This window comes from Streptomyces virginiae, from assembly GCF_000720455.1.
Lineage (GTDB): Bacteria > Actinomycetota > Actinomycetes > Streptomycetales > Streptomycetaceae > Streptomyces > Streptomyces virginiae.
Genome location: NZ_JOAK01000005.1, coordinates 112,575 through 131,824, shown reverse-complemented (window position 1 = coordinate 131,824; position 19,250 = coordinate 112,575). Strand labels below are relative to the sequence as shown.

General features: G+C 71.9%; 14 protein-coding genes. 7 read left to right on the top strand and 7 right to left on the bottom strand.

Annotated elements, in window-relative coordinates; all coding sequences use genetic code 11:
- Positions 1-216 precede the first annotated feature (216 nt).
- The gene (locus IG86_RS0110295; RefSeq protein WP_030896416.1) at positions 217-873 is read left to right on the top strand and encodes a hypothetical protein; all 657 of its coding nucleotides are present in this window, start codon (positions 217-219) and stop codon (positions 871-873) included.
- Between the two features lie 127 nt (positions 874-1,000).
- Here the strand turns inward: IG86_RS0110295 and IG86_RS0110290 are convergent, their stop codons facing one another.
- Positions 1,001-3,271, bottom strand: coding sequence for a M4 family metallopeptidase (locus IG86_RS0110290; RefSeq protein ID WP_030896411.1), 2,271 nt, complete (start codon positions 3,269-3,271; stop codon positions 1,001-1,003).
- Between the two features lie 381 nt (positions 3,272-3,652).
- Here IG86_RS0110290 and IG86_RS0110285 point away from each other — a divergent pair, with 381 nt between their 5' ends.
- The gene (locus tag IG86_RS0110285) at positions 3,653-5,128 is read left to right on the top strand and encodes a sugar transferase (protein WP_030826695.1); all 1,476 of its coding nucleotides are present in this window, start codon (positions 3,653-3,655) and stop codon (positions 5,126-5,128) included.
- Positions 5,129-5,150: 22 nt separating this feature from the next.
- Here the strand turns inward: IG86_RS0110285 and IG86_RS0110280 are convergent, their stop codons facing one another.
- Positions 5,151-6,095 (bottom strand): GDP-L-fucose synthase family protein, encoded by a 945-nt coding sequence (locus IG86_RS0110280; protein WP_030826690.1) that lies wholly within the window; start codon positions 6,093-6,095, stop codon positions 5,151-5,153.
- A gap of 363 nt (positions 6,096-6,458) precedes the next feature.
- On the opposite strand from IG86_RS0110280, the gene gmd reads away from it, so the two are divergent.
- The 4 genes from gmd to IG86_RS0110260 all read left to right on the top strand — a co-directional run bounded on the left by gmd (position 6,459) and on the right by IG86_RS0110260 (position 11,599).
- The gene (gmd, locus tag IG86_RS0110275; RefSeq protein ID WP_030896410.1) at positions 6,459-7,472 is read left to right on the top strand and encodes a GDP-mannose 4,6-dehydratase; all 1,014 of its coding nucleotides are present in this window, start codon (positions 6,459-6,461) and stop codon (positions 7,470-7,472) included.
- Between the two features lie 245 nt (positions 7,473-7,717).
- Entirely contained in the window at positions 7,718-10,495 is a 2,778-nt protein-coding gene (locus IG86_RS0110270; RefSeq protein ID WP_030826687.1) for a CBM96 family carbohydrate-binding protein, read from the top strand.
- Positions 10,496-10,590: 95 nt separating this feature from the next.
- Positions 10,591-11,265, top strand: coding sequence for a hypothetical protein (locus IG86_RS0110265; protein WP_030896409.1), 675 nt, complete (start codon positions 10,591-10,593; stop codon positions 11,263-11,265).
- Between the two features lie 118 nt (positions 11,266-11,383).
- Positions 11,384-11,599, top strand: a complete 216-nt coding sequence (locus IG86_RS0110260) for a DUF6458 family protein (protein ID WP_030655766.1) — start codon at positions 11,384-11,386, stop codon at positions 11,597-11,599.
- A gap of 25 nt (positions 11,600-11,624) precedes the next feature.
- Here IG86_RS0110260 and IG86_RS0110255 read toward each other — a convergent pair whose 3' ends face one another.
- Complete coding sequence (locus IG86_RS0110255; RefSeq protein ID WP_030826680.1) at positions 11,625-12,740, bottom strand: glycosyltransferase; 1,116 nt, start codon at positions 12,738-12,740, stop codon at positions 11,625-11,627.
- Between the two features lie 8 nt (positions 12,741-12,748).
- On the bottom strand, positions 12,749-13,288 hold the full coding sequence (locus tag IG86_RS0110250; RefSeq protein ID WP_030896408.1) for a WcaF family extracellular polysaccharide biosynthesis acetyltransferase: 540 nt from the start codon (positions 13,286-13,288) through the stop codon (positions 12,749-12,751).
- A 171-nt stretch (positions 13,289-13,459) separates the two neighbouring features.
- Between IG86_RS0110250 and IG86_RS0110245 the strand changes: the two genes are divergently transcribed.
- A complete protein-coding gene (locus IG86_RS0110245; protein WP_234379232.1) occupies positions 13,460-14,908 on the top strand; it encodes a hypothetical protein in 1,449 nt (482 codons plus the stop codon).
- A gap of 100 nt (positions 14,909-15,008) precedes the next feature.
- On the opposite strand, the gene IG86_RS0110240 is transcribed toward IG86_RS0110245, so the two are convergent.
- Genes IG86_RS0110240 through IG86_RS0110230 form a run of 3 tightly spaced genes read right to left on the bottom strand, consistent with a single transcriptional unit; the run spans position 15,009 to position 19,200 of the window.
- Complete coding sequence (locus IG86_RS0110240) at positions 15,009-16,241, bottom strand: MATE family efflux transporter (RefSeq protein ID WP_030826674.1); 1,233 nt, start codon at positions 16,239-16,241, stop codon at positions 15,009-15,011.
- Positions 16,238-17,992, bottom strand: coding sequence for an LPS biosynthesis protein (locus IG86_RS0110235; protein WP_030826672.1), 1,755 nt, complete (start codon positions 17,990-17,992; stop codon positions 16,238-16,240). Before IG86_RS0110235 ends, IG86_RS0110240 begins: the two co-directional genes overlap by 4 nt.
- Complete coding sequence (locus IG86_RS0110230; RefSeq protein WP_045936614.1) at positions 17,989-19,200, bottom strand: glycosyltransferase family 4 protein; 1,212 nt, start codon at positions 19,198-19,200, stop codon at positions 17,989-17,991. Before IG86_RS0110230 ends, IG86_RS0110235 begins: the two co-directional genes overlap by 4 nt.
- Positions 19,201-19,250: the final 50 nt, after the last annotated feature.

The following is a 19,250-nucleotide window of genomic DNA, read 5'->3' as shown; positions in this document are numbered from 1 at the left end:
GGAGGCGGGCGCGCGGGCGGCGGGTGCAGCCGCCGCCCGCCGCCCGCCGCCCGCGGCCTCGGAGAGGCGCACGACGGGGGACCTCCTGGGTGAACCTGCGTACGCGCCGGTATGCCGAATCGTTTCGGCACCCTCCTCCGCTCCTACGCTGCCCGCGGACGCCACCGGATCCGGCGTCCGCGGAACCCGAGGAACCCGAGGAACGGACTCTCCCCCATGCGTCTTGGCACCACCGCCGCCGTGTTCGTCGGCGCGCTCGCGCTCGCCCTGCCCACGGCCGGCCCGGCGCCGGCCGACGACCACGGTGACCGCCTCGGCACGCTGAACTACCGGTACTTCGACGACGCCGGCCGTGAGCGGCAGGGCCGGATCCGGCCCGCGGACGACGGCACCTGCTACCTGCTCACGGGCACGTCCCGCCGAGACCCCGCCGTCGAGGTCACCAACCGGACGCGGTCGCGGGCCCTGCTGTTCGACAACCCCGGCTGCGGCGGCAGGGCCGTCGCGACGCTGGGGCCGAACGGGTCCGTGTCGGACGTGGAGGTCGTGGCGGCCTTCTTCAAGCCGGCGGACGAAGCCGGTCAGGGTCCGGGACGCGGCGACTGGAACGACGGCGGCGACCAGGAGGAGGGCCGCGGCGACTGGGGTGACGGCGGCGAACAGGGCCAGGGCCGCGGTGACCAGAACGACGAGGACGCGGCCGGGGAGGACGACCAGGGCCGCGGCGACTGGAGCGACGGCGGCCAGGGCCAGGGCCGGGGCGAACCGAACGACGCGCAGGACGTGGAGGACGTGGAGGACGTGGAGGACGTGGAGGACGTGGACGCGGCGCAGGAGGACTTCGTCTCCATGGTCCTGCGCGCCATCGGCTGACCGGCCGGACTCCCGCCCCGGTCCCGCCGCGCCGTCCAATGGGACAGGGCCGCCCGGGGAGGTCTACTCCCGGGCGGCCCCGTGTCTATCTATCTGTTCGGCTGTGGCTCACGCTGCCCCGACGGGGTCAGAAGGTGAGCTTCCAGCTGTTGATGTAGCCGGTGTCCAGGCTGGCAGCGTCCCTGACGCGAAGCTTCCAGGTGCCGTTGGCGACCTCGGAGGAGGCGTTCACGGTGAAGGTCTGGACGATGTTGTCCGCGCTGCCGCCGGTGCGGTTGCGCAGGTTGTACACGCTGCCGTCGGGGGCGACCAGGTCGACCACCAGGTCACCGACGTAGGTGTGGACGATGTTCACGTCCACCTTCAGCGTGCTCGGGGCGTTGCCCGTGCGGGTCACGTTGATCGGGGACTCGACCGTGGCGTTGTCCGTGATCTGGTAGTCGGCCGTGTTCTCGAAGACGTTCTGCTGTCCGGTGCCGACGGTCCAGGTGAAGGACGCCGTGCCGGTCTTGCTCTGCGAGTCGGTCACGGTGACGGTCACGTTGGACGTGCCCGCGGTGGTGGCCGTACCGGAGATGAGACCGGTCGAGGAGTTGATCGACAGGCCGGCCGGCAGGCCGGTCGCCGCGTAGCTCAGCGCACCCGGGTTGGTGCTCGTGGCCTGGACCTGCAGGCTCACGGCGGTGTTGATCTGGGTGTTCTGGTTGGCGATCGGGGTGACCGAGACGCCGCTCACGATGCGCGGGCCGACGTTGATGGCCGCCCAGGCGTTCGCCGCGTTGTTGTAGGTGGTCGAGCCGGCGCCGTACAGGTCGGCCGCCGCCTGCAGGGTCGCCGTACGGGCGGCCGCGTAGTTGGTGTTCGACTTGAACAGACCGGTGGTCAGCGCGCGGAACCAGATCTTCGAGGCGGCGTCGCGGCCGATCGCGGTGACCGGGAGACCGTCGGAGGTCGGCGAGTCGTAGCTCACGCCGTTGACGACCTTGGCGCCGGAGCCCTCGGAGGCCAGGTAGTACCAGTGGTTGGCCGGGCCCGAGGAGTAGTGGACGTCGATCGAGCCGAGGCCCGAGTACCAGGCGTCCTTGGACGCGCCGTCCTTGCTCGGCTTGTCCATGTAGCGCAGCGGGGTGCCGTCGCCGTTGATGTCGATCTTCTCGCCGACCAGGTAGTCACCGACGTCCTGGGGGTTGGCGGCGTAGAACTCGACCGCGGCCGCCATGATGTCGGAGGTGGCCTCGTTCAGGCCGCCCGGCTCACCGCTGTAGGTCATGTTGCCGGTGACCGAGGTCAGACCGTGGGTCATCTCGTGCGCCGCCACGTCGGTGGAGGTGAGGGGCTTGTTGTTGCCCTCGCCGTCGCCGTACGTCATGCAGAAGCAGGAGTCGGACCAGAAGGCGTTCACGTAGGAGTTGCCGTAGTGGACCCGGCTGTACGGGGCCACGCCGTCGTTGCGCAGGCCGTTGCGGCCGTGCACGTTCTTGTAGTAGTCCCACGTGACCGCGGCGCCGTAGTGGGCGTCGCCGCCGGCCGTCTCCAGGTTGGAGGGCAGGCCGTTGCCCCATACGTCGTCCGGGCCGGAGAAGAGCGTGCCGGTGCCGGAGCCGGTGCCGCGGTTGAGGTTGTAGGTCTTGTGGCTGCCGCGCGCGGCGTCGGTCAGGTTCCAGGTGCTGCCCGACTGCGTGGTCCCGAGGGTCACTTGGCCGCTGTACATGGTGTTGCCGGTGCCGGTCTCGATGGCCTGCCACTCGGTGATCTTGGCGCCGGTCTTGGCGTTCGTCACCACGTGCAGCTCGTTCGGGGTGCCGTCGTGCTGGATTCCGCCGACGACCGTCTCGAACGCGAGGACCGGAGCGCCTTCGGCGGCCCAGATCACCTTGCGGGCGTTCTTGGAGGGCTTGGCCTCCTTGGAGCCCTCGGCGCCGGCGGCGGCGACGGCCTGGCTCTCGGCGGCCGCCGGGGTGACGGAGGCGTCCGTGTCCGCGACCTTGATGTCGTGGTGGGTCGCCTTGGTCACACTCTTGGTGACGCCGTCCTTGGCGTGGACCGTGAGGTCACCGCCGAGCACGGGCAGGCCGTTGTAGGTCCGCTCGTATGTGGTGTGCGTCGTACCGTCCGCATCCTGGACGACGTCGCGGACGATGAGCTTCTCGCCACTGCCGAGGCCGAGCGCCTTGGCGGCCTGCGCGGTGGTCGAGTTGGCTTCGGCGAGGAGCGTCGCACGCTCCGATGCGCTGAGTACGCGGTTGGCCGCGCCCGGATTGGACTGGGCGGCCTTGGGTGCCTGTGACGCGGTGGCGTCGGCGGTGGCGGTTCCGGTCTGTATACCTACGGCGAGCAGGGCTGCCGCGGCAACGAGCGCGCCCGCCGCGGTGGCACGCCTCTGGGGGGTGGACCTCAACGCAGACTCCTTCTGCAAGGGGGGTTCCGGATGGCTGGGTGGGCCTCCGGGCAGAGCAGGTGCGGTGCGATGAACGGTCGAAGATTGCCACTTGGCGCGTCGGATGTCAGGGCCGCGTCAAAAGGTTGGCCGGAAACGGTTCGTTGTCCGAAGATACGTATCCGGTATCCGGACCATTCACCTTCGTGTGCGTCGCACGACGTCCGGGATTCGGAACGCCTGCTACCGGTTGCTAACACTTGCGCAACAAGAGGCTGGGTTGACCGAAACGGCATTTACCGTACGGGTGTTTGTCGTACTGTTTGCCGGTGCGGCGATGTCCGTTGCCAGGGGAAGCCATGGACACTTGCCACTGTCATAGACCACGTGCCAGGGGGGCCCATGAGGCATGTTCATTTTCCTGCGCAAAGAGTGGCCAGGGCGGCCCATGAGTCCCTGGCTCCCGTGCGGCGCCTCGGGGACAAGGCCCGCTGGTACCGTCCGGCCGCCATGGCCGCCGACTTCTTCGGCGCAGCCGTCCCCGTCGGACTCGTCTTCGACGCCGCTCAGCAGGTCCGACCCGTCTACTGCGCGCTGGCCGCCGCCGTGGCGTGGACCGGGATACAGGCGCTGCGCCGCCGGTACGCCACCCGGGCGCTCGGAGAGTCCCGCGGAGTGCTGCCCGTCCTCCACGACTGGCTGATTCTGATCGGCGTCCTGGCCGTGGCGCGCGTGGTGACCGAGGAGGACACGCCCCGGCTGTCCGCCCTCGGGGCCCTGCTGCCCGCCCTGCTGATCACGGTCGCCTGCCACAAATTGACCTACCGTCACCTCTCGGCCGCCCGCCGCGAGGCCCAGGCCGTGAGCCGCGTGCTCGTCATAGGGGAGCCCGACGCGGCCGAGGACGTCATCGCGCACCTCGCCGCCCGCACCGACCACCCGTACGTGGTCGTCGGCGTCGTCCCCGTCGGCACCGGCCCGCTCGCCAGCGGGGTCCCCGTGGCGGCACGGCTCGACGCAGACGCCCCCGAGGCCCCCGGCGTCGACTCCGCCGCCGTGCTCGGCGCGGTCCTGAGCCACCACGCCGACCTGGTGCTGGTCGCCCCCGGCGTGCGCATCACGGGGGAGCGGCTGCGCCGCATCGCCTGGGCCCTGCACGACGCGGGACTGGAACTCGCCGTCTTCCCCGGACTGGTGGAGGTCTCCGTCAAGCGACTGGAGACCCTGTCCGCCGGCGGACTCGCCGTGCTGCGCGTCGCGCCGCCGGTCAGCCGCGGCGTGCAGACGCTGCTGAAGTCGGCCCTGGACCGGGTGGGCGCCGCGGCCGGGCTGCTGCTGCTCTCCCCGCTCTTCCTCGGACTCGTGCTCGCCATCCGCTTCGGCTCGCGCGGCCCCGCCTTCTACCGCCAGCGGCGCATAGGCCGCGACGGGGTCCCCTTCGTCATGTGGAAGTTCCGCACGATGGTGGTGGACGCCGACGCCCGCAAGGCCGAGCTGGCCGGGGCCAACGAGAACGACGGCCTGATGTTCAAGATGCGGCGCGACCCCCGGGTCACCCGGGTGGGCCGACTGCTGCGCCGCACCTCCCTGGACGAGCTGCCGCAGCTGGTCAACGTGCTCATCGGCGACATGTCGCTGGTCGGCCCGCGCCCGCCGCTGCCGGACGAGGTGGCCCAGTACGACGAGGTCGAGCTGCGCCGGCTGACCGTGCGGCCCGGAATGACGGGGCTGTGGCAGATCAGCGGCAGGTCGGACCTGTCGTGGGACGAGACGATCCAACTGGACCTGCAGTACGTCGACAACTGGTCCTTCACCAGTGACGTCGACGTGATGGGCCGTACGCTCCGCGCCGTCGTCGACGGTCGCGGAGCCTACTGAGGGGCCGAGGCCGCCTGTGCGATCAGCTCTGCTCGCGCCACCACTTGTACGTGGAGGCGATGCCGTCCCGCAGCGGGATGCCGGGCTTCCAGCCGAGCGCGGTCAGGCGGCCGACGTCCAGCAGCTTGCGCGGCGTCCCGTCGGGCTTGGAGGTGTCCCAGGCCAGCTCGCCCCGGAAGCCGGTCACTTCGGCGACCGTCTCGGCCAGCTCGCGGATCGTCAGGTCCTCGCCGCAGCCGATGTTGACCGGCTCGTCGCCGTCGTAGGTGTTCAGCAGCACGGCGCAGGCCGCGGCCAGGTCGTCCACGTGCAGGAACTCCCGCCGCGGGGTGCCGGAGCCCCACAGGGTGACCTCCTCGCGGCCCTCGGCGGCGGCCTCGTGGAAGCGCCGGATGAGGGCGGGCAGGACGTGCGAGGACTCCAGGTCGAAGTTGTCGCCGGGCCCGTAGAGGTTCGTCGGCATGGCCGAGATGTACGAGGCCCCGTACTGCTTGCGGTACGACTGGACCTGGACGATGCCGGCGATCTTCGCGAGGGCGTAGGCCTCGTTGGTCGGCTCCAGCGGGCCGGTCAGCAGGGCGTCCTCGTGGATCGGCTGCGGCGCCAGCTTCGGGTAGATGCAGGACGAACCGAGGAACAGCAGACGGCCCACGCCGGCGGCGTGGGCGCCGCCGATCACACTGAGCTGGATCTGCAGGTTCTCCTCCAGGAACTGCACCGGGTACGTGCTGTTGGCCATGATCCCGCCGACCTTGGCGGCGGCCAGCACGACGGCGTCCGGGCGGACGTCCTTCAGGTACGCCCCGGTGGCCGCGGCGTCGCGCAGGTCGAGGTCGGCACGGCCCCGGGTGAGCACCTCGTGGCCGTCGGCGGTGAGCCGGCGGGCGACCGCGGACCCCACGAGGCCGCGGTGGCCCGCGACGAAGACGCGGGCGTTCGGGGGCAGGAGCGGCAGCGAACTTGTCATACCGCCGATGATGCCAGTCCGCTCCCGCGCGGGGCGCAGTGGTCCAACGGCCTCGGGCCGCCCCGCCGACGCGACCCCGGGACCGGCCTCGGCGGGCCCCGCGGTCCTGGCCGACGGCCGGGACGTGGCACTCGGCGCCGCCGGTGGCGCCGGCTCCGGAACCGGGGCCGTGCCGGGCGGCGTCCGCACCACAGAGCGGCGGGCGCCCCGCAAGGGGTGCGCAGGGGCGGCCGTGTACGGTACGCATCCAGCCCCCGGGCCGCGACCCGACCGCTCCGTACGCCGCCCCGCAGGGCTCACTCCGCACCCACCCCGAGGCAACGCCTCACCACGACACACAGCAACCACCAGCAAGGGGACCCCATGGGCAAGACCGCACTGATCACCGGAGTCACCGGACAGGACGGCTCGTACCTCGCCGAGCTCCTGCTCTCCAAGGGCTACACGGTGCACGGTCTCGTGCGGCGGTCCTCCAGCTTCAACACGGAGCGGGTCGACCACATCTACCAGGACCCGCAGACGGCCAACCGGTCCTTCGTCCTGCACCACGCCGACCTCTCCGACGGCGTCGCGCTTGTGAACCTGCTGCGCGACATACGCCCCGACGAGGTCTACAACCTCGGCGCGCAGTCCCATGTCCGCGTCTCCTTCGACGCCCCGCTCTACACGGGCGACGTGACCGGCCTCGGCGCGCTGCGGCTGCTGGAGGCCATCCGGGCCAGCGGTGTCGACACCCGCATCTACCAGGCCTCGTCCTCCGAGATGTTCGGATCCACCCCGCCGCCGCAGAACGAGCAGACCCCGTTCCACCCGCGCAGCCCGTACGGCGCGGCCAAGGTCTTCGCGTACTGGACCACGGTGAACTACCGCGAGGCGTACGACATGTTCGCCGTCAACGGGATCCTCTTCAACCACGAGTCCCCGCGCCGCGGCGAGACCTTCGTGACCCGCAAGATCACCCGCGCGGTCGCCCGCATCAAGGCCGGTCTGCAGGACCACCTCTACCTCGGCAACCTCGACGCGGTGCGCGACTGGGGCTACGCCCCCGAGTACGTCGACGTCATGTGGCGGATGCTGCAGCAGGACGAGCCCACCGACTACGTGGTCGCCACCGGAGTGGCCGCGACCGTCCGGGAGTTCGTCGAGTCGTCCTTCTCGCACGCCGGACTCGACTGGACCGAGCACGTCCGCTACGACGCCAAGTACGAGCGCCCCAGCGAGGTCGACGCCCTCATCGGCGACGCCTCCAAGGCCCATGACCTGCTCGGCTGGAAGCCGTCGGTCCTGGTGGCCGAATTGGCGCAGATCATGGTCGACGCCGACATCCGCCAGGTCGAGGACCAACTGGCGGGCGCAACGGTCCGTATCGATCGCTGAGGCCTTATATTTCCCCTACGATTTGCCGTGTTCCGGTCATGCAGGCGGTTCTGCGCCAGCGTGACCGGGGCAAACGTGCCGTATGTCCCTAGTGCACCCTCCATGCTGAACCTTTGATTCCAAGTTGGTATGCAATGGGTCAAGGGAGGTGACCAGGCCCCCGCGTGAGCCCTAGTCTGCGCCAGATACATATGGCTGTTCGGATAGTTCCAGCCATCAAACCGGGCGATTGCCCTGGGGGGCTCATGCGTAGATCCAGAGGGCTGACTGCCGCCCTCGTACTGTCACTGGCCGGTGCGGGCACCGGTATAGGCCTGGTGTTGATGCCGCAGGCGTCCGCCATCACGGCACCAGTGGCATTCACCGCCGACGAGCTGCCGACCTGGCAGCCGGACGGCATCGTCTGGGCGATGGCCCAGGCCAACGGCACCGTCTTCGCCGGCGGCACCTTCTCCGCCGTCCGCCCGCCCGAGGGCGTGGCGGGTGCCGAGCGGGAGGCCGTGAACTTCGTCGCGCTCGACGCCGCGACGGGCAACCCCACCTCCTGCAAGCTGGCCTTCACCATCGGCGACGGCACCGCGACGGTGCGCACGCTGGTCGTGTCGAAGGACAAGAAGACCCTCTACGCGGGCGGTTACTTCGGCGCCGTCAACGGAACCCCGGTCTCCAGCCTCGCGGCCATCGACATCGCGACCTGCACCCCCAAGGCAGCGTTCCACCCGGGCTTCCCCGCCACCGTGCGCGGACTCGCGGTCACGGACGACACCCTTTACGCGGCCGGTGACTTCACCACCGTCGAGGGCCAGACCCGCGAGCGGTTCGCCGCCGTGGACGCGTCCTCTGGCGCGCTCAAGCCGTTCGTCGCCAACGTCGACGAGCCGGGCCGGGCGGTCGAGGTCACCCCCGACGGCAAGAACGTGCTGCTCGGCGGCGACTTCTTCACGGTCAACAACGCCAACAGCCACGCGCTGGCCGTCGTCGACGCCGCGTCCGGCGCCGTGAAGAAGACCTACACCAACATCCCGTCGAACTCGGTCGTCAAGGACATCTCCACCGACGACACCGGCTTCTACACGGGCCACGAGGGCTCCGGCGGCGGTGTCTTCGACGGTCGCATCGGCCTGCGCCTGAGCGACTTCACCGAGAAGTGGCGCGACCGCTGCCTCGGCGCCACCCAGTTCGTCCTGCCGTACGAGGGCGTCCTCTACAGCTCCTCGCACGCGCACGACTGCTCCACCGAGCTGGAGTTCCCCGACGGAAAGCGGAACTTCCTGCTGGCCCAGCCGACCAACCACGAAGGCGCCGCCCCCGCGCCCGTGGACGGTTTCGTCCGCGGCCCGGCCAAGCTCGGCTGGCACCCCACGGCCAACGACGGTCTCGGCGAGGGCATCGGCCCGCGCGTCATGGCCGTGGCCGAGAAGAACGACGTCAAGTACATGTGGGTCGGCGGTGAGTTCACCCTCATCAACGGCAAGGCCCAGCAGGGTCTGACCCGCTTCGCCTCCACCGGCGACGTCGGCGCCCCGACCACCCCGGTGGCCAGCGCCTCCAGCGTCAAGCCCGGCGAGGTCCAGGTCCGCTGGCGCACCAGCTACGACGCGGACGACAGCAAGCTGACGTACCGCATCTACCGCAACGGCTCGGCCACCCCGGCCGCCACCGTCACCGCCAGCTCGCTGGAGTGGGAGCGCCCGCAGGCCTCCTGGAACGACACCACGGTCAAGGCCGGACAGTCCTACACCTACCGGGTGACCGCGACCGACGCCGCCGGCAACACCAGCGCCCTGTCGGCCACCACCTCGGTGACCGTCCCGACCTCGGTCCAGTCCTACCCGAACCAGGTCCGCACCGACGGCGCCGATCTGTACTGGCGCTACGACGACGCGGTCAGCCCGTACACCGCCGACTCCTCGGTGTCCGGCAACCGCAGCGGTGTCCAGGTCAACGCCCCCGCCCTGAAGCAGTCGCCCGGCGCCACCCCCGGCAGCACGGCGATGGGCTTCAACGGGACCAGCCAGCAGGTGCACAGCGACCGCCGTCAGTCGGTCGGCAACGCCTTCACCATCGAGACCTGGTTCAAGACCAACACCACGCGCGGCGGCAAGCTCATCGGCTTCGGCAACAACACCACGCGCAGCAGCGGGTCGAACGACCGCCACATCTACATGACCAACACCGGTCGCCTGGTGTTCGGCGTCTACAACGGCTCGACCCGGACGGTCTCCACCGGCCTGTTCGAGACGTACAACGACAACAAGTGGCACCACGTGGTCGGCACCCAGGGCCCCGGCGGCATCACGCTGTACGTCGACGGCCAGAACAAGGGCTCGCTGAACGCCACCAGCAACAGCACCTACGCGGGCTACTGGCACGCCGGCGGTGACAACCTCTCCGGTTGGCCGACCCGCCCGACGAGCAACTTCTTCGCCGGTCAGCTCGACGAGACCGCCGTGTACCCGACGGCGCTCACCCAGGCCCAGGTCAAGAACCACTTCGACCTGGCCAAGGCCCCCACCGACACGGTCTCCACGGTCAAGACGACCGAGGACACCTACGTCAACCAGGGCGCCCCGAGCACCGCCTACGGCACCGCCACCTCGCTGGCCGTGCGCGGCAGCGGCTCGCTGTACCAGGCGTACATGCGCTTCGACCTGCCGGCCGCCCCGGCCGGCCAGGTCCTGAAGTCCGCCTCGCTGCAGTTCAAGACCAGCACCCAGGCCAGTGCCGGCACCGCCGACACCGTCTCCGTGGTCCCGGTCACCGGCAACTGGAGCGGCGCGAGCACGTCGTTCAACACCAAGCCCACCCTCGGCACCACCCCGCTCGGCACCATCGCGGGCGTGCCGGAGGGCTCGGCGGTGCACAACGTCGAGCTGGACACCGCCGCGGTCACCGCGGTGCTGGGCAGCAGCTACAGCCTGGGCCTGACGAGCAGCGGCACCGACCCGCTGTGGATCTGGTCCTCGGAGTCCACGGCCGCGGAGGGCACTCCGCAGCTGGTCCTCACCTTCGGCGCGAAGTAGCACCACCGAAGCAACCGCCTGACGGATGCGGGGCCCGGCTGCGTGGCCGGGCCCCGCATTCCTGTGCAGATCCTTTTGAGTACGGGAGCCATCCGATGTACCGACGCTCCGCAGCGGCCGCTGTCCTGCTCGCCGCCGCCCTGACGCTGACCGCCTGCAGTTCGGGCGGGGACGGCGCCGACGCAGACGCCAAGGCGAAGCCCCCGGCCTCGTCGGCGGCCCCCGACCCGGCGGACACCCCGGCCCCGTCGGCGCCCGCCGCCGACGCCAAGCCGACCGGCCCGGTCCTGCCCGACGCCAAGCTCACCCCGAAGACGGGCAGCTTCACGGCGGAGGAGAAGAAGTACCTGAGCGGGCGCGTCCCGGAGAAGATGGACCCGGCGGCCGTCCTGCAGACCGGCCAGGAGGCCTGTCAGCGGGTGGCGCGCACGGCCAAGCGCGACAAGGACGCGGCGACCGGCGCCGTCATCACCGGGGAGATCGCGGGCGCCAAGGACGCGATCACGCACCTGTGCCCGGACCAGAAGCCCGTCCTCGCCGCGGCCGAGAAGGGCTTCCCCGAGGGACCCCGGCAGTCGCCCGCCGCGGGCAACTACCGGGCACTGACCCAGGCCACGAACTGCACCTGGGAGGCCAAGGGCAAGGACGGCTCGGTCCTCGCGTCGGGCCCCGAGACCCCGCCCAAGGCCGGCGACAAGATCACGGCCACCATCCCGGCCGGCACCGCGGAGTTCAACTCCTCCGGCTGCTACGCCTGGATCCCCGCGTAACACCACAGCAGTCGCGAAAACGCCCCTCGGGGCCGGTACTTCCGGCCCCGAGGGGCGTTTTGCTGCCCGATACCCGGGTACCCGCGCGGTCACAGTCACCACACCGGAAGGCGGACCCATGGGCATCGGCGGATGCATAGGCCTGATCGTGGTGGGCGCCATCCTCACCTTCGCCAGCGACTGGGAGATGGAGAGCGTCAACCTCGACCTGGTCGGTCTGATCATGATGGCGGTGGGCGGGATCGGCCTCGCCGTCTACACCAGCATCTACAAGCGGCGCCGGGCGGCGGGCGCGATCCCCGTGGTGGAGGAGCGCCGCCGGGACGTCATCTGACCCGGCGGCACGGCCCGGCGGCGCCTCACCTGCGCAGCGCGGCCTCGTACACCGGCAGCAGCGTGTCGAGTACTGCGTCCATGGAGAAGGAGCCGTCGGCCAGCTTCCGCGCCGCGAGCGAGGCCTCGCGGCCCGCCTGCGGGTCCAACAGCTCCAGGACCGCCGCGGCCACCCCCGCCGGACCGGGGTCGACCGCGCGGCCCGCCCCGGCCCCCGCGATGTCCCGCGCCAGGCCGTTGGAGTGCGTCACCACCGACGGGACGCCCACGGCGAGGGCCTCCAGGACGGACATCGGGAACGGCTCGTCCACCGAGGGCAGGACGTAGACGTGGGCCCGGCGCAGCTCCTCCAGCACCTGGGCGCCGGACAGCGCCCCGGGGACCGTGAACCGGTCCGTGAGGCCGAGTGCCACGATCCGGTCGCGCACGGCTCCCAGTTCGCCCTCGTCCGGGCCCGCGACGACGAAGTGCGCGTCCGGGTGCTCCGCGAGCACCGCCGGGGCCGCGTCCACGAAGTCCACCGGCCGCTTACGGGCCTGCAGCCGCGCGGAGTACAGGACGCGGGGCGCCCCCTGCGGAGCGGGCCGCTCCTCCTGCGCCGGGGTCCCGTTGACCAGCCGGACCGTGTTCGCCAGCGGCGCGCCGACCACCGCGTCCAGGCCCTCCCGCTCGTGCGGGGTCAGGTACAGCACGGCGTCCGCGCCGCGCAGCAGCCGGCGTACCGCCACCGCGTCCAGCACCTTCGCCAGGAGCTTCTCGCTCGGGTCCACCATGCCGTGGGTCTGGAGCACCAGCGGCTTGCCCGCGCGCAGCGCCGCCAGCGCCACCGGCAGCGTCACCAGGTCGCGCGCCAGGTGGACGTGCACCACGTCGGCGTCGCGCACCAGGCGTCCCGCCGAGGCCAGCAGGGCCGGCGAGGTCATCCCGCTGAAGCCGAGCGGCAGCAGCCGGCGGGCCGGGAACAGCTTCGCCGGTACGCCCTCCACGGACGTCGGCCACTCGTCGAAGCCGTCGCCCAGCGCGAGCAGCCGCGCCTCGTGGCCGCGGGCCCGCAGCCCCTTCGCCAGGTTCAGCGCGACCCGCACCGGCCCGCCGAAGGCGTGCGTGGGGGAGTGCAGGGTGACGGCGTGCAGGACTCTCACAGCGGCACTCACTTGGGCTCCTCCACCGGGCGGCGCCGCCCGTCCTGCGTCTGCAGGGTCAGTTCCGGCAGGTCCTTGTGCACGACGGCCCCCGCGCCCGCGACGGCGCACCGGCCGACGGTCACCCCGGCCAGCACGGTCGCCCGTACCGCCACCCAGGCGCCGTCCTCGACGGTGATCGGCGCGTTGCGGTAGCGGAAGTCCGCGGCCCGGTGGTCGTGCGAGCCGGTGCACAGCATCGCCTCCTGCGAGAGGCACACGTGCGAACCGATGGTCACCGGCTCCAGGTTCAGCACCCAGACGCCCTCACCGATCCAGGCGTGGTCCCCGACGGTGAGCTTCCACGGCCACAGCACGCGGACCTTGTGACGGATCAGCACGCCCTCGCCGATCTTCGCCCCGAAGGCACGCAACAGCGAGACCCGCAGCCGGGGCGGACAGAACCAGGCCATGAAGACCGTGTTCATCACGGCGAACCAGAGCGCCTGCGTCAGCAGCCCGCGCCCCTTGTCGTACCCGGCCAGCGTGAAGGAAGGAAGATCACGCAACAGATGCCCCCATCGTGCTCTCGGCCACGGCCTCCCCGGGCGCGGCCCGCTCAGACTAGACTGCGCGCGGACCAGGCACATCGGGTGGGGGCGGCAGTGACGACGGACATACGCAAGCCCTCCGCAACACCCGCCAGGCCCGCCGTCCCGTCCCCCTTCGAGGACGAGAGCATGTGGGGCCGCGAAACCCTGCCGCGCACCCTGCTCTCCCGCGCGCTGTCCGTACCGCTCGCGCTCGGATTCACGGTCTTCCTGCCGCTGTTCGTCGCCGTCCAGACGGGCGCGGGCACCCGCGACGCGGCCTTCTGGCTGCAGCTGCTGCTCACCATGTACGCGGGCGCCCGGCTCTCCGCGATGGTGCTCACCAGCCGCCGCAAGCTCCTCCAGGGCTCCTTCTGGCTCTTCGTCTACATGGCCATGGGCGTGGCCCCGCTCGCGCAGGCCGTCCTCGGCCAGGTCCCGACGCCGGTCGTCGGCCCGCGCTCCGACCTGACCGTCGCCATCGGGCTGGTGCTGCTCGGCTGCACGGCCTTCGACGTCGGCGTGCTGCTGGCCCGTCACCGCCCGGCCGGGCGAGCGGGCGGCTCCCAGAAGGAGTCGAGGCCCGTCATGGCGCACCGGCGCCGGCTCCAGCTGCTGACGATCCTGTCGTTCCTGTGCAGCGCCGCCTTCATCATGAAGCTGGGCGGCCCCGCGGTCTTCTTCTCCAGCCGGCAGGAGATCATCGCCGGCATCGAGGAGGCGGGCGTCTCCAACGGCGACGGCCAGGCCGGCCAGGCCCTGCTGCGCGGCTTCGGCACCGTGCCGGCCCTGCTCGCGCTGCTCCTCTACACGCGCTGGCTGATCACCTCGAAGTTCGCCCGCCGCAAGGTGTCGATCATCGTCACGTGGGGGGCGCTCGCCTGCCTCAACCTGATCGTCAACAACCCGATCTCGAACCCGCGGTACTGGTTCCTGACGGTCATGTTCGCGCTGCTCTTCACCGTCTTCCCGGTGAGCGCGGCGATGTACCGGGTGGCGCTGTCGATGGCCGTGGTCGTCGCCCTCCTGATCTTCCCGTTCGCGGACCGCTTCCGGTACGACGAGAAGAACTACCGGCCGGTCGAGACCACGTCCTTCCTGGAGCCGATGGCGCTCAAGGACTACGACCAGATCGGCATGTTCGCGAACACCATCACCTTCTCGGAGTCGGGCCCCGGGCACTTCTACGGCCGCCAGCTGGCCGGATCGATCTTCTTCGCGGTGCCCCGCTCGGTCTGGGAGGGCAAGCCGAGGGACACGGGCGTGATGGTCGGGCAGTGGATGGGCACGGTCAACACCAACCTCTCCTCCCCGATCTGGGCGGAGCTGTGGCTCGACTTCGGGCCGCTGGGCATGGGGGCCGGGCTGCTGGGCATGGGGTACGCCGCCGCCCGCGTCGACCGGCGCTACGCGAAACGGGCCACGCGCAGGTCGCCGCCGGGCAGCCTGATCTCGGTGGTCGTCCCGCTGGTCGCGGGCTACTCCTTCATCCTGCTGCGCGGGCCTTTGCTTCAGGCGTCGGGGCGCGTCGCGATCGCGGCCCTCTGCCTCGCGCTGGTCGCGACCCACCGCACGGACAAATCCACCACCCTCCGCTGACGCGCCGCCCTTTCAGCCCCGCCGGCGTTTGAGGCGCGGGTCCGGGCGGAGCCCGGGAAACGGAGAAAGGGCGGGGCGGGGAGAGGCTCCGCGCAGCGGGTCAGGCCGCGGAGGCGGGCAGGGGCTCGCTGTCCAGCCGGGCACCGGCAACCGGCAGGCGGGCCACCCGAAGCCAGGCGGCCAGCGCCTTGATCGCGGAGCCGGCCGCCAGGGCCCAGGCGGCGCCCGCCACCCCCCACACCGCGTAGCCGCCCAGCAGCAGTCCCACCGACAGCAGCGAGAAGACCACCTGCAGGGACAGCGTGGCCTTCGGGGCGAGCACCCGCAGGGTCAGCAGCGCACACGTCCCGAGCCCCATCACGGCGTACTGCGCACCCGTCGCCGGCAGCAGCGCGGACGCCGCCGCCCAGGTGTCGCCCAGCAGTTCCCGGCCCAGCCGGTCCGGCAGCAGGTACAGGGCCGTCGCCCAGCCCGCGCCCACCGCGGCCAGCACCAGGCCCAGCGCCGCAGTCGCCCGCACCGTGGCCCGCTTGCCGCCGAGCCGCCCGAGCACCGGGGGCCCGAACGCGTTCGCGGAGTTGAACAGCACGTTCAAAGGCCCGAAGAGGGTGGTCGCACCCCGCAGCGCACCGACGGCCAGCGGCGTCGCGAAGACACCGAGGCCCAGCACGGCGAGCTGGCTGGAGCCGTTGCCCACCGCGAACTCGACCACGAACCGCTGCCCCAGGTGACCCCGCCGCAGGTACGGCCGCAGGTCGGCGCGGGAACCGCGGACGTACGGCCGCAGCAGCCACAGGCCCACCGCCAGCGCGGGCAGCGCGGACAGCCCCCACACCAGCACCAGCCGCCCCGCCGACGCCCCTTCGGGCTGCAGGGCCAGGGCGGCGACCACGCACACCAGCCGCAGCGCGTCCGCGGCCAGCGCCCGCTCGGGGGCGCGCAGCGCGGAGAAGCAGTAGCGCAGCCCGTCCTGGAGGAGCACCAGCGGCAGGACGAGGCCCAGCGCGAGGAAGGCCCGCCCGGTGGCCCCGGGGAGGGCGAGGCCCACCACCGCGAGCAGCACGCCCACGGCGGCCGACGCGGCCGAGGTGAAGCCGGCGGCCGAGCGGCAGGCCGCACCGAGCCCGTCGCCCTTCTCCAGGACCAGGCTCTGGCCGACGTAGGCCATGTTCAGCCCGAGGAGCACGCTGAAGGCCACGTACACCATGGAGAAGTCGGCGAACCCGGAGGCCGAGGACAGCCGGGCGGCCAGCACCAGCACCAGGATGTTGGTGGCGCTGGAGGCGGCCTGGTCCAGTACCGAGGCGACGGCGGCGAGGCCGCGTCGGCTCATCTGCGGCCCATGCGTACGGTGCGCAGCGCGACGGTGTCGGTGCCGTCACCCGGGATGTGCTGCTCGGGCTCGGCCACCTCGTACGGGATCGGCTGGGGCTGCGGCGCGGCCTTCCCCGGCTTCGCGGGGGCGGCCGGACCGGCGGCGGCCGGGCCGCCCTTGTCCTTGCCCTTGCCGCGCTTCTCGCCGGGCAGCGGCGCGTGCAGCACCGCGCCGAGCACCGTGCCGCCGGCGCCGCTGATGAGTTCGCGGATCCGGATGAGGTCGGTGCGGTGGATGGCGCGCGGGTCGCAGACGACCAGGACGCCGTCGACACGGTCGACGAGGGCGAGGGCGTCGGCGTAGGAGAGCACGGGCGGTGCGAGTACGACGACGGTGGAGTTGGGGGCGTCGGCCTCGGAGATCAGCCGGGTGGCTCGGGCGGAGGTCAGCGCGCGCGGGACGTTGCGCGCCCGGTCGCCCGGGATGAGGTCGAAGGAGCCCGACTCCCCGGCGTCCACGACGAGCTGGCGCCCGTCGGGCCACTCGGAGTCGGCGTGCCGGCCGGGCGCGGGCGCGCCGCCCTGGCCCTGGCTCCAGCGGGGACGGCCGCCGGCGTCGGTGGGCAGCTGGCTGGCCAGCACGGGGGTACGCAGGTCGGCCTCGATGAGCAGCACGTCCTTGCCGGTCTCCGCGAAGGAGGCGGCCATGTTCACGGCCACCGCGGCCGCGGTCTCGCTGCTGCCGCGCGGAGCGACGACGAGGAGCCGGCGCCGGTCGGCGAAGCGGGAGTCGTAGGCGAGGCGGAACGCCACCGAGCGGTACTCCTCGGCGAGCCGGGGGTCGGCCTCGCCGGCGGCGAGCAGCGGCCCGCCGCCCGTCCGGTCCCGCGGCAGGTAGCCCAGGACGGGAGCGCGCAGGGCCCGGGCCACGTCGCCCTCGGAGCGCGGCGCCGGGTCGAAGACCAGCCGGACCCAGGCGGCCAGCAGGCCGAGCGCGAGGCCCACGGCCGCGCCGAGCGCGAGGGACATGAGGATGCCGGGTCCGTCGGTCGCGGTGGGCGCCGTCGCGGCACTGGTGACGCGGCCCGGGGTCATGTCCAGGGCCTCAAGCTTGGTGATCTTGGTGTTGTAGCCGCCGACCTCGCTCTGCAGGTCGGTCTTGGCGGAGCTGGCGGCGTCGCGTCCGGCGCCGGCGGGCATCCGGGCGATCTCCTTGGACGTCTCGTCGAGCTGCTTGGCGATCGGGTCGCGCTGCTCCTTGTAGCCCTTGACCATCTTGTCGCGGGTGGCGTCGAGGGACTCCTGCCGCTTGAGCAGGTACGCCTCGGTCATCGCGTTGGCGCGCTTGGCGGCCTCCTTGGGGGAGTCCGCGGTGTAGGTGAAGCGCAGCACCATGGTCTGCGGCGGGTTGGTCACCTGCAGGCCGGAGCGCAGGGCGGCGAAGTCCTTGGCGGACACCCCGAGCTTCTTCGCCGCCTCGTTGGCGATGGAGGAGCTGAGCGCGACCTGGCGCTCGGAGCCGATGTTGATCGCCTTGTCCGGGGCGAGGCTCGGGTTGAACGGGTCGTCGGTGGGCGCGCGCAGCACCACGTCGGCGGTGGCGACGTAGGTGTCGGCGGTGGATATGCCGAGGTAGACGCCGCCCAGCAGGCCGACTCCGATGCCCGCGCCGATCAGCCTGCGGTAGCGCAGGAGCTGGCGGAACTGGTCCCTGAGGAGGTCGGGTTCGTCGTCGGCCGGTGCCGCTGCCGGGCGGTTCGTCTCGATCACGGCCGGGTTCCCCCAAGTGCTTCGTCCATCAGTGCGTCGATGCGGGCCAGGCCCGCTTCACGGCTCAGGTGCGCCGCCACGTGGCGGGGCCCCGCCGCTCCCAGTGCGTCCGCGCCCTCGGGGTCTTCCGCCAGGGCCCGTACGGCCTTCAGCAGGGCCTCGGGGTCCTCCGGCGGTACGAGCACCCCTGCGCCCGAGCGTTCCACCTCCTGGGCGGTCCCGCCTTCCGCCGCCACTGAGGCGACGACGGGCCGGCCGGTCTGGAAGTAGGAGGTGAGCTTCGACGGGACGCTCATGTCCAGCACGGCGGCGTGCTGTGTGACCGCGAGAACGTCCGCCGCCGCGAGGATATCCGGGAACTCGCCGTCAGCGGCAGGGGGGATGATGTCCAGATTCGGCACGTCCGCGGACAGATCGGCGAGCGCGGAGCGCTGACTGCCGTCGCCCATCAGGACGAAACGGACCTTCGGGTCCAGCCGTGCGGCGCCCACGAGGACTTCGAGTCCCTGCTTGAGGCCCATGTTCCCGGAGTGCAGCACGACGGTCTCGCCGGGGCCCCAGCCCAGGTGGCGGCGGGTCTCGCCGCGCGGCTTGGTGGGCTTGGGCACGTGCGACCAGTTGGGGACGAGACGGATCCGGCCGGGGTCCACGCCCATGCCGACGACCCGCTCCACGAAGGTCTCGTGGATGACGCCGACGAGGGTGGCCCGCTTGAGGGCGTACGCCTCGGCGCGGCCGGCGATCGCGGCCGCCTTGTCGCCGCCGCTGATCCCGCTCTGCGCGGCGGCGGCGCCCATGAGGTCCTGGACGACCGGGACGTAGGGGACCTTCCAGCGCGCCGCGAGCCGGGCGGCGAGCACTCCGCCGGCCAGGCTGGGCATCTGGGCGAGCACCGCGTCCGGCCTGGGCATCCGCGGCGGGGCCACGGAGCCGTGCAGCAGAATCGATCCTTCGAACAGGGCCCGCTTGACGGCGGTCTGGCGCGGCGGCACGGTGTGCGCGCGCCGGTGCACGGTGACGCCCGCGCGCTGTTCCGTGCGCTGGAGCGCCCCCTTGTATTCCGGTTCGAGCGACCACGCGGGGTAGTGCGGCATGCCGGCGAGGACGTGCGTCTCGTGGCCGAGATCCGCCCAGTGCTCCGCGATCTGCGTCGCATACGGGCCGATACCCGCGTGCTCCGGAGCGTAATTGGTGGAAACCAGCAGCATGCGCCGCTGACCGGATCTGGACACCGAGCGTCCCCTCTTCCCCTGGATGA

Bases quoted from the DNA above. Each gene is read 5' to 3' on its own strand.
- IG86_RS0110295 (WP_030896416.1), top strand. From the start codon at position 217: ATGCGTCTTGGCACCACCGCCGCCGTGTTCGTCGGCGCGCTCGCGCTC.
- IG86_RS0110285 (WP_030826695.1), top strand. From the start codon at position 3,653: ATGAGGCATGTTCATTTTCCTGCGCAAAGAGTGGCCAGGGCGGCCCAT.
- IG86_RS0110280 (WP_030826690.1), bottom strand. From the start codon at position 6,095: ATGACAAGTTCGCTGCCGCTCCTGCCCCCGAACGCCCGCGTCTTCGTC.
- gmd (WP_030896410.1), top strand. From the start codon at position 6,459: ATGGGCAAGACCGCACTGATCACCGGAGTCACCGGACAGGACGGCTCG.
- IG86_RS0110270 (WP_030826687.1), top strand. From the start codon at position 7,718: ATGCGTAGATCCAGAGGGCTGACTGCCGCCCTCGTACTGTCACTGGCC.
- IG86_RS0110265 (WP_030896409.1), top strand. From the start codon at position 10,591: ATGTACCGACGCTCCGCAGCGGCCGCTGTCCTGCTCGCCGCCGCCCTG.
- IG86_RS0110260 (WP_030655766.1), top strand. From the start codon at position 11,384: ATGGGCATCGGCGGATGCATAGGCCTGATCGTGGTGGGCGCCATCCTC.
- IG86_RS0110245 (WP_234379232.1), top strand. From the start codon at position 13,460: ATGTGGGGCCGCGAAACCCTGCCGCGCACCCTGCTCTCCCGCGCGCTG.
- IG86_RS0110240 (WP_030826674.1), bottom strand. From the start codon at position 16,241: ATGAGCCGACGCGGCCTCGCCGCCGTCGCCTCGGTACTGGACCAGGCC.
- IG86_RS0110230 (WP_045936614.1), bottom strand. From the start codon at position 19,200: ATGCTGCTGGTTTCCACCAATTACGCTCCGGAGCACGCGGGTATCGGC.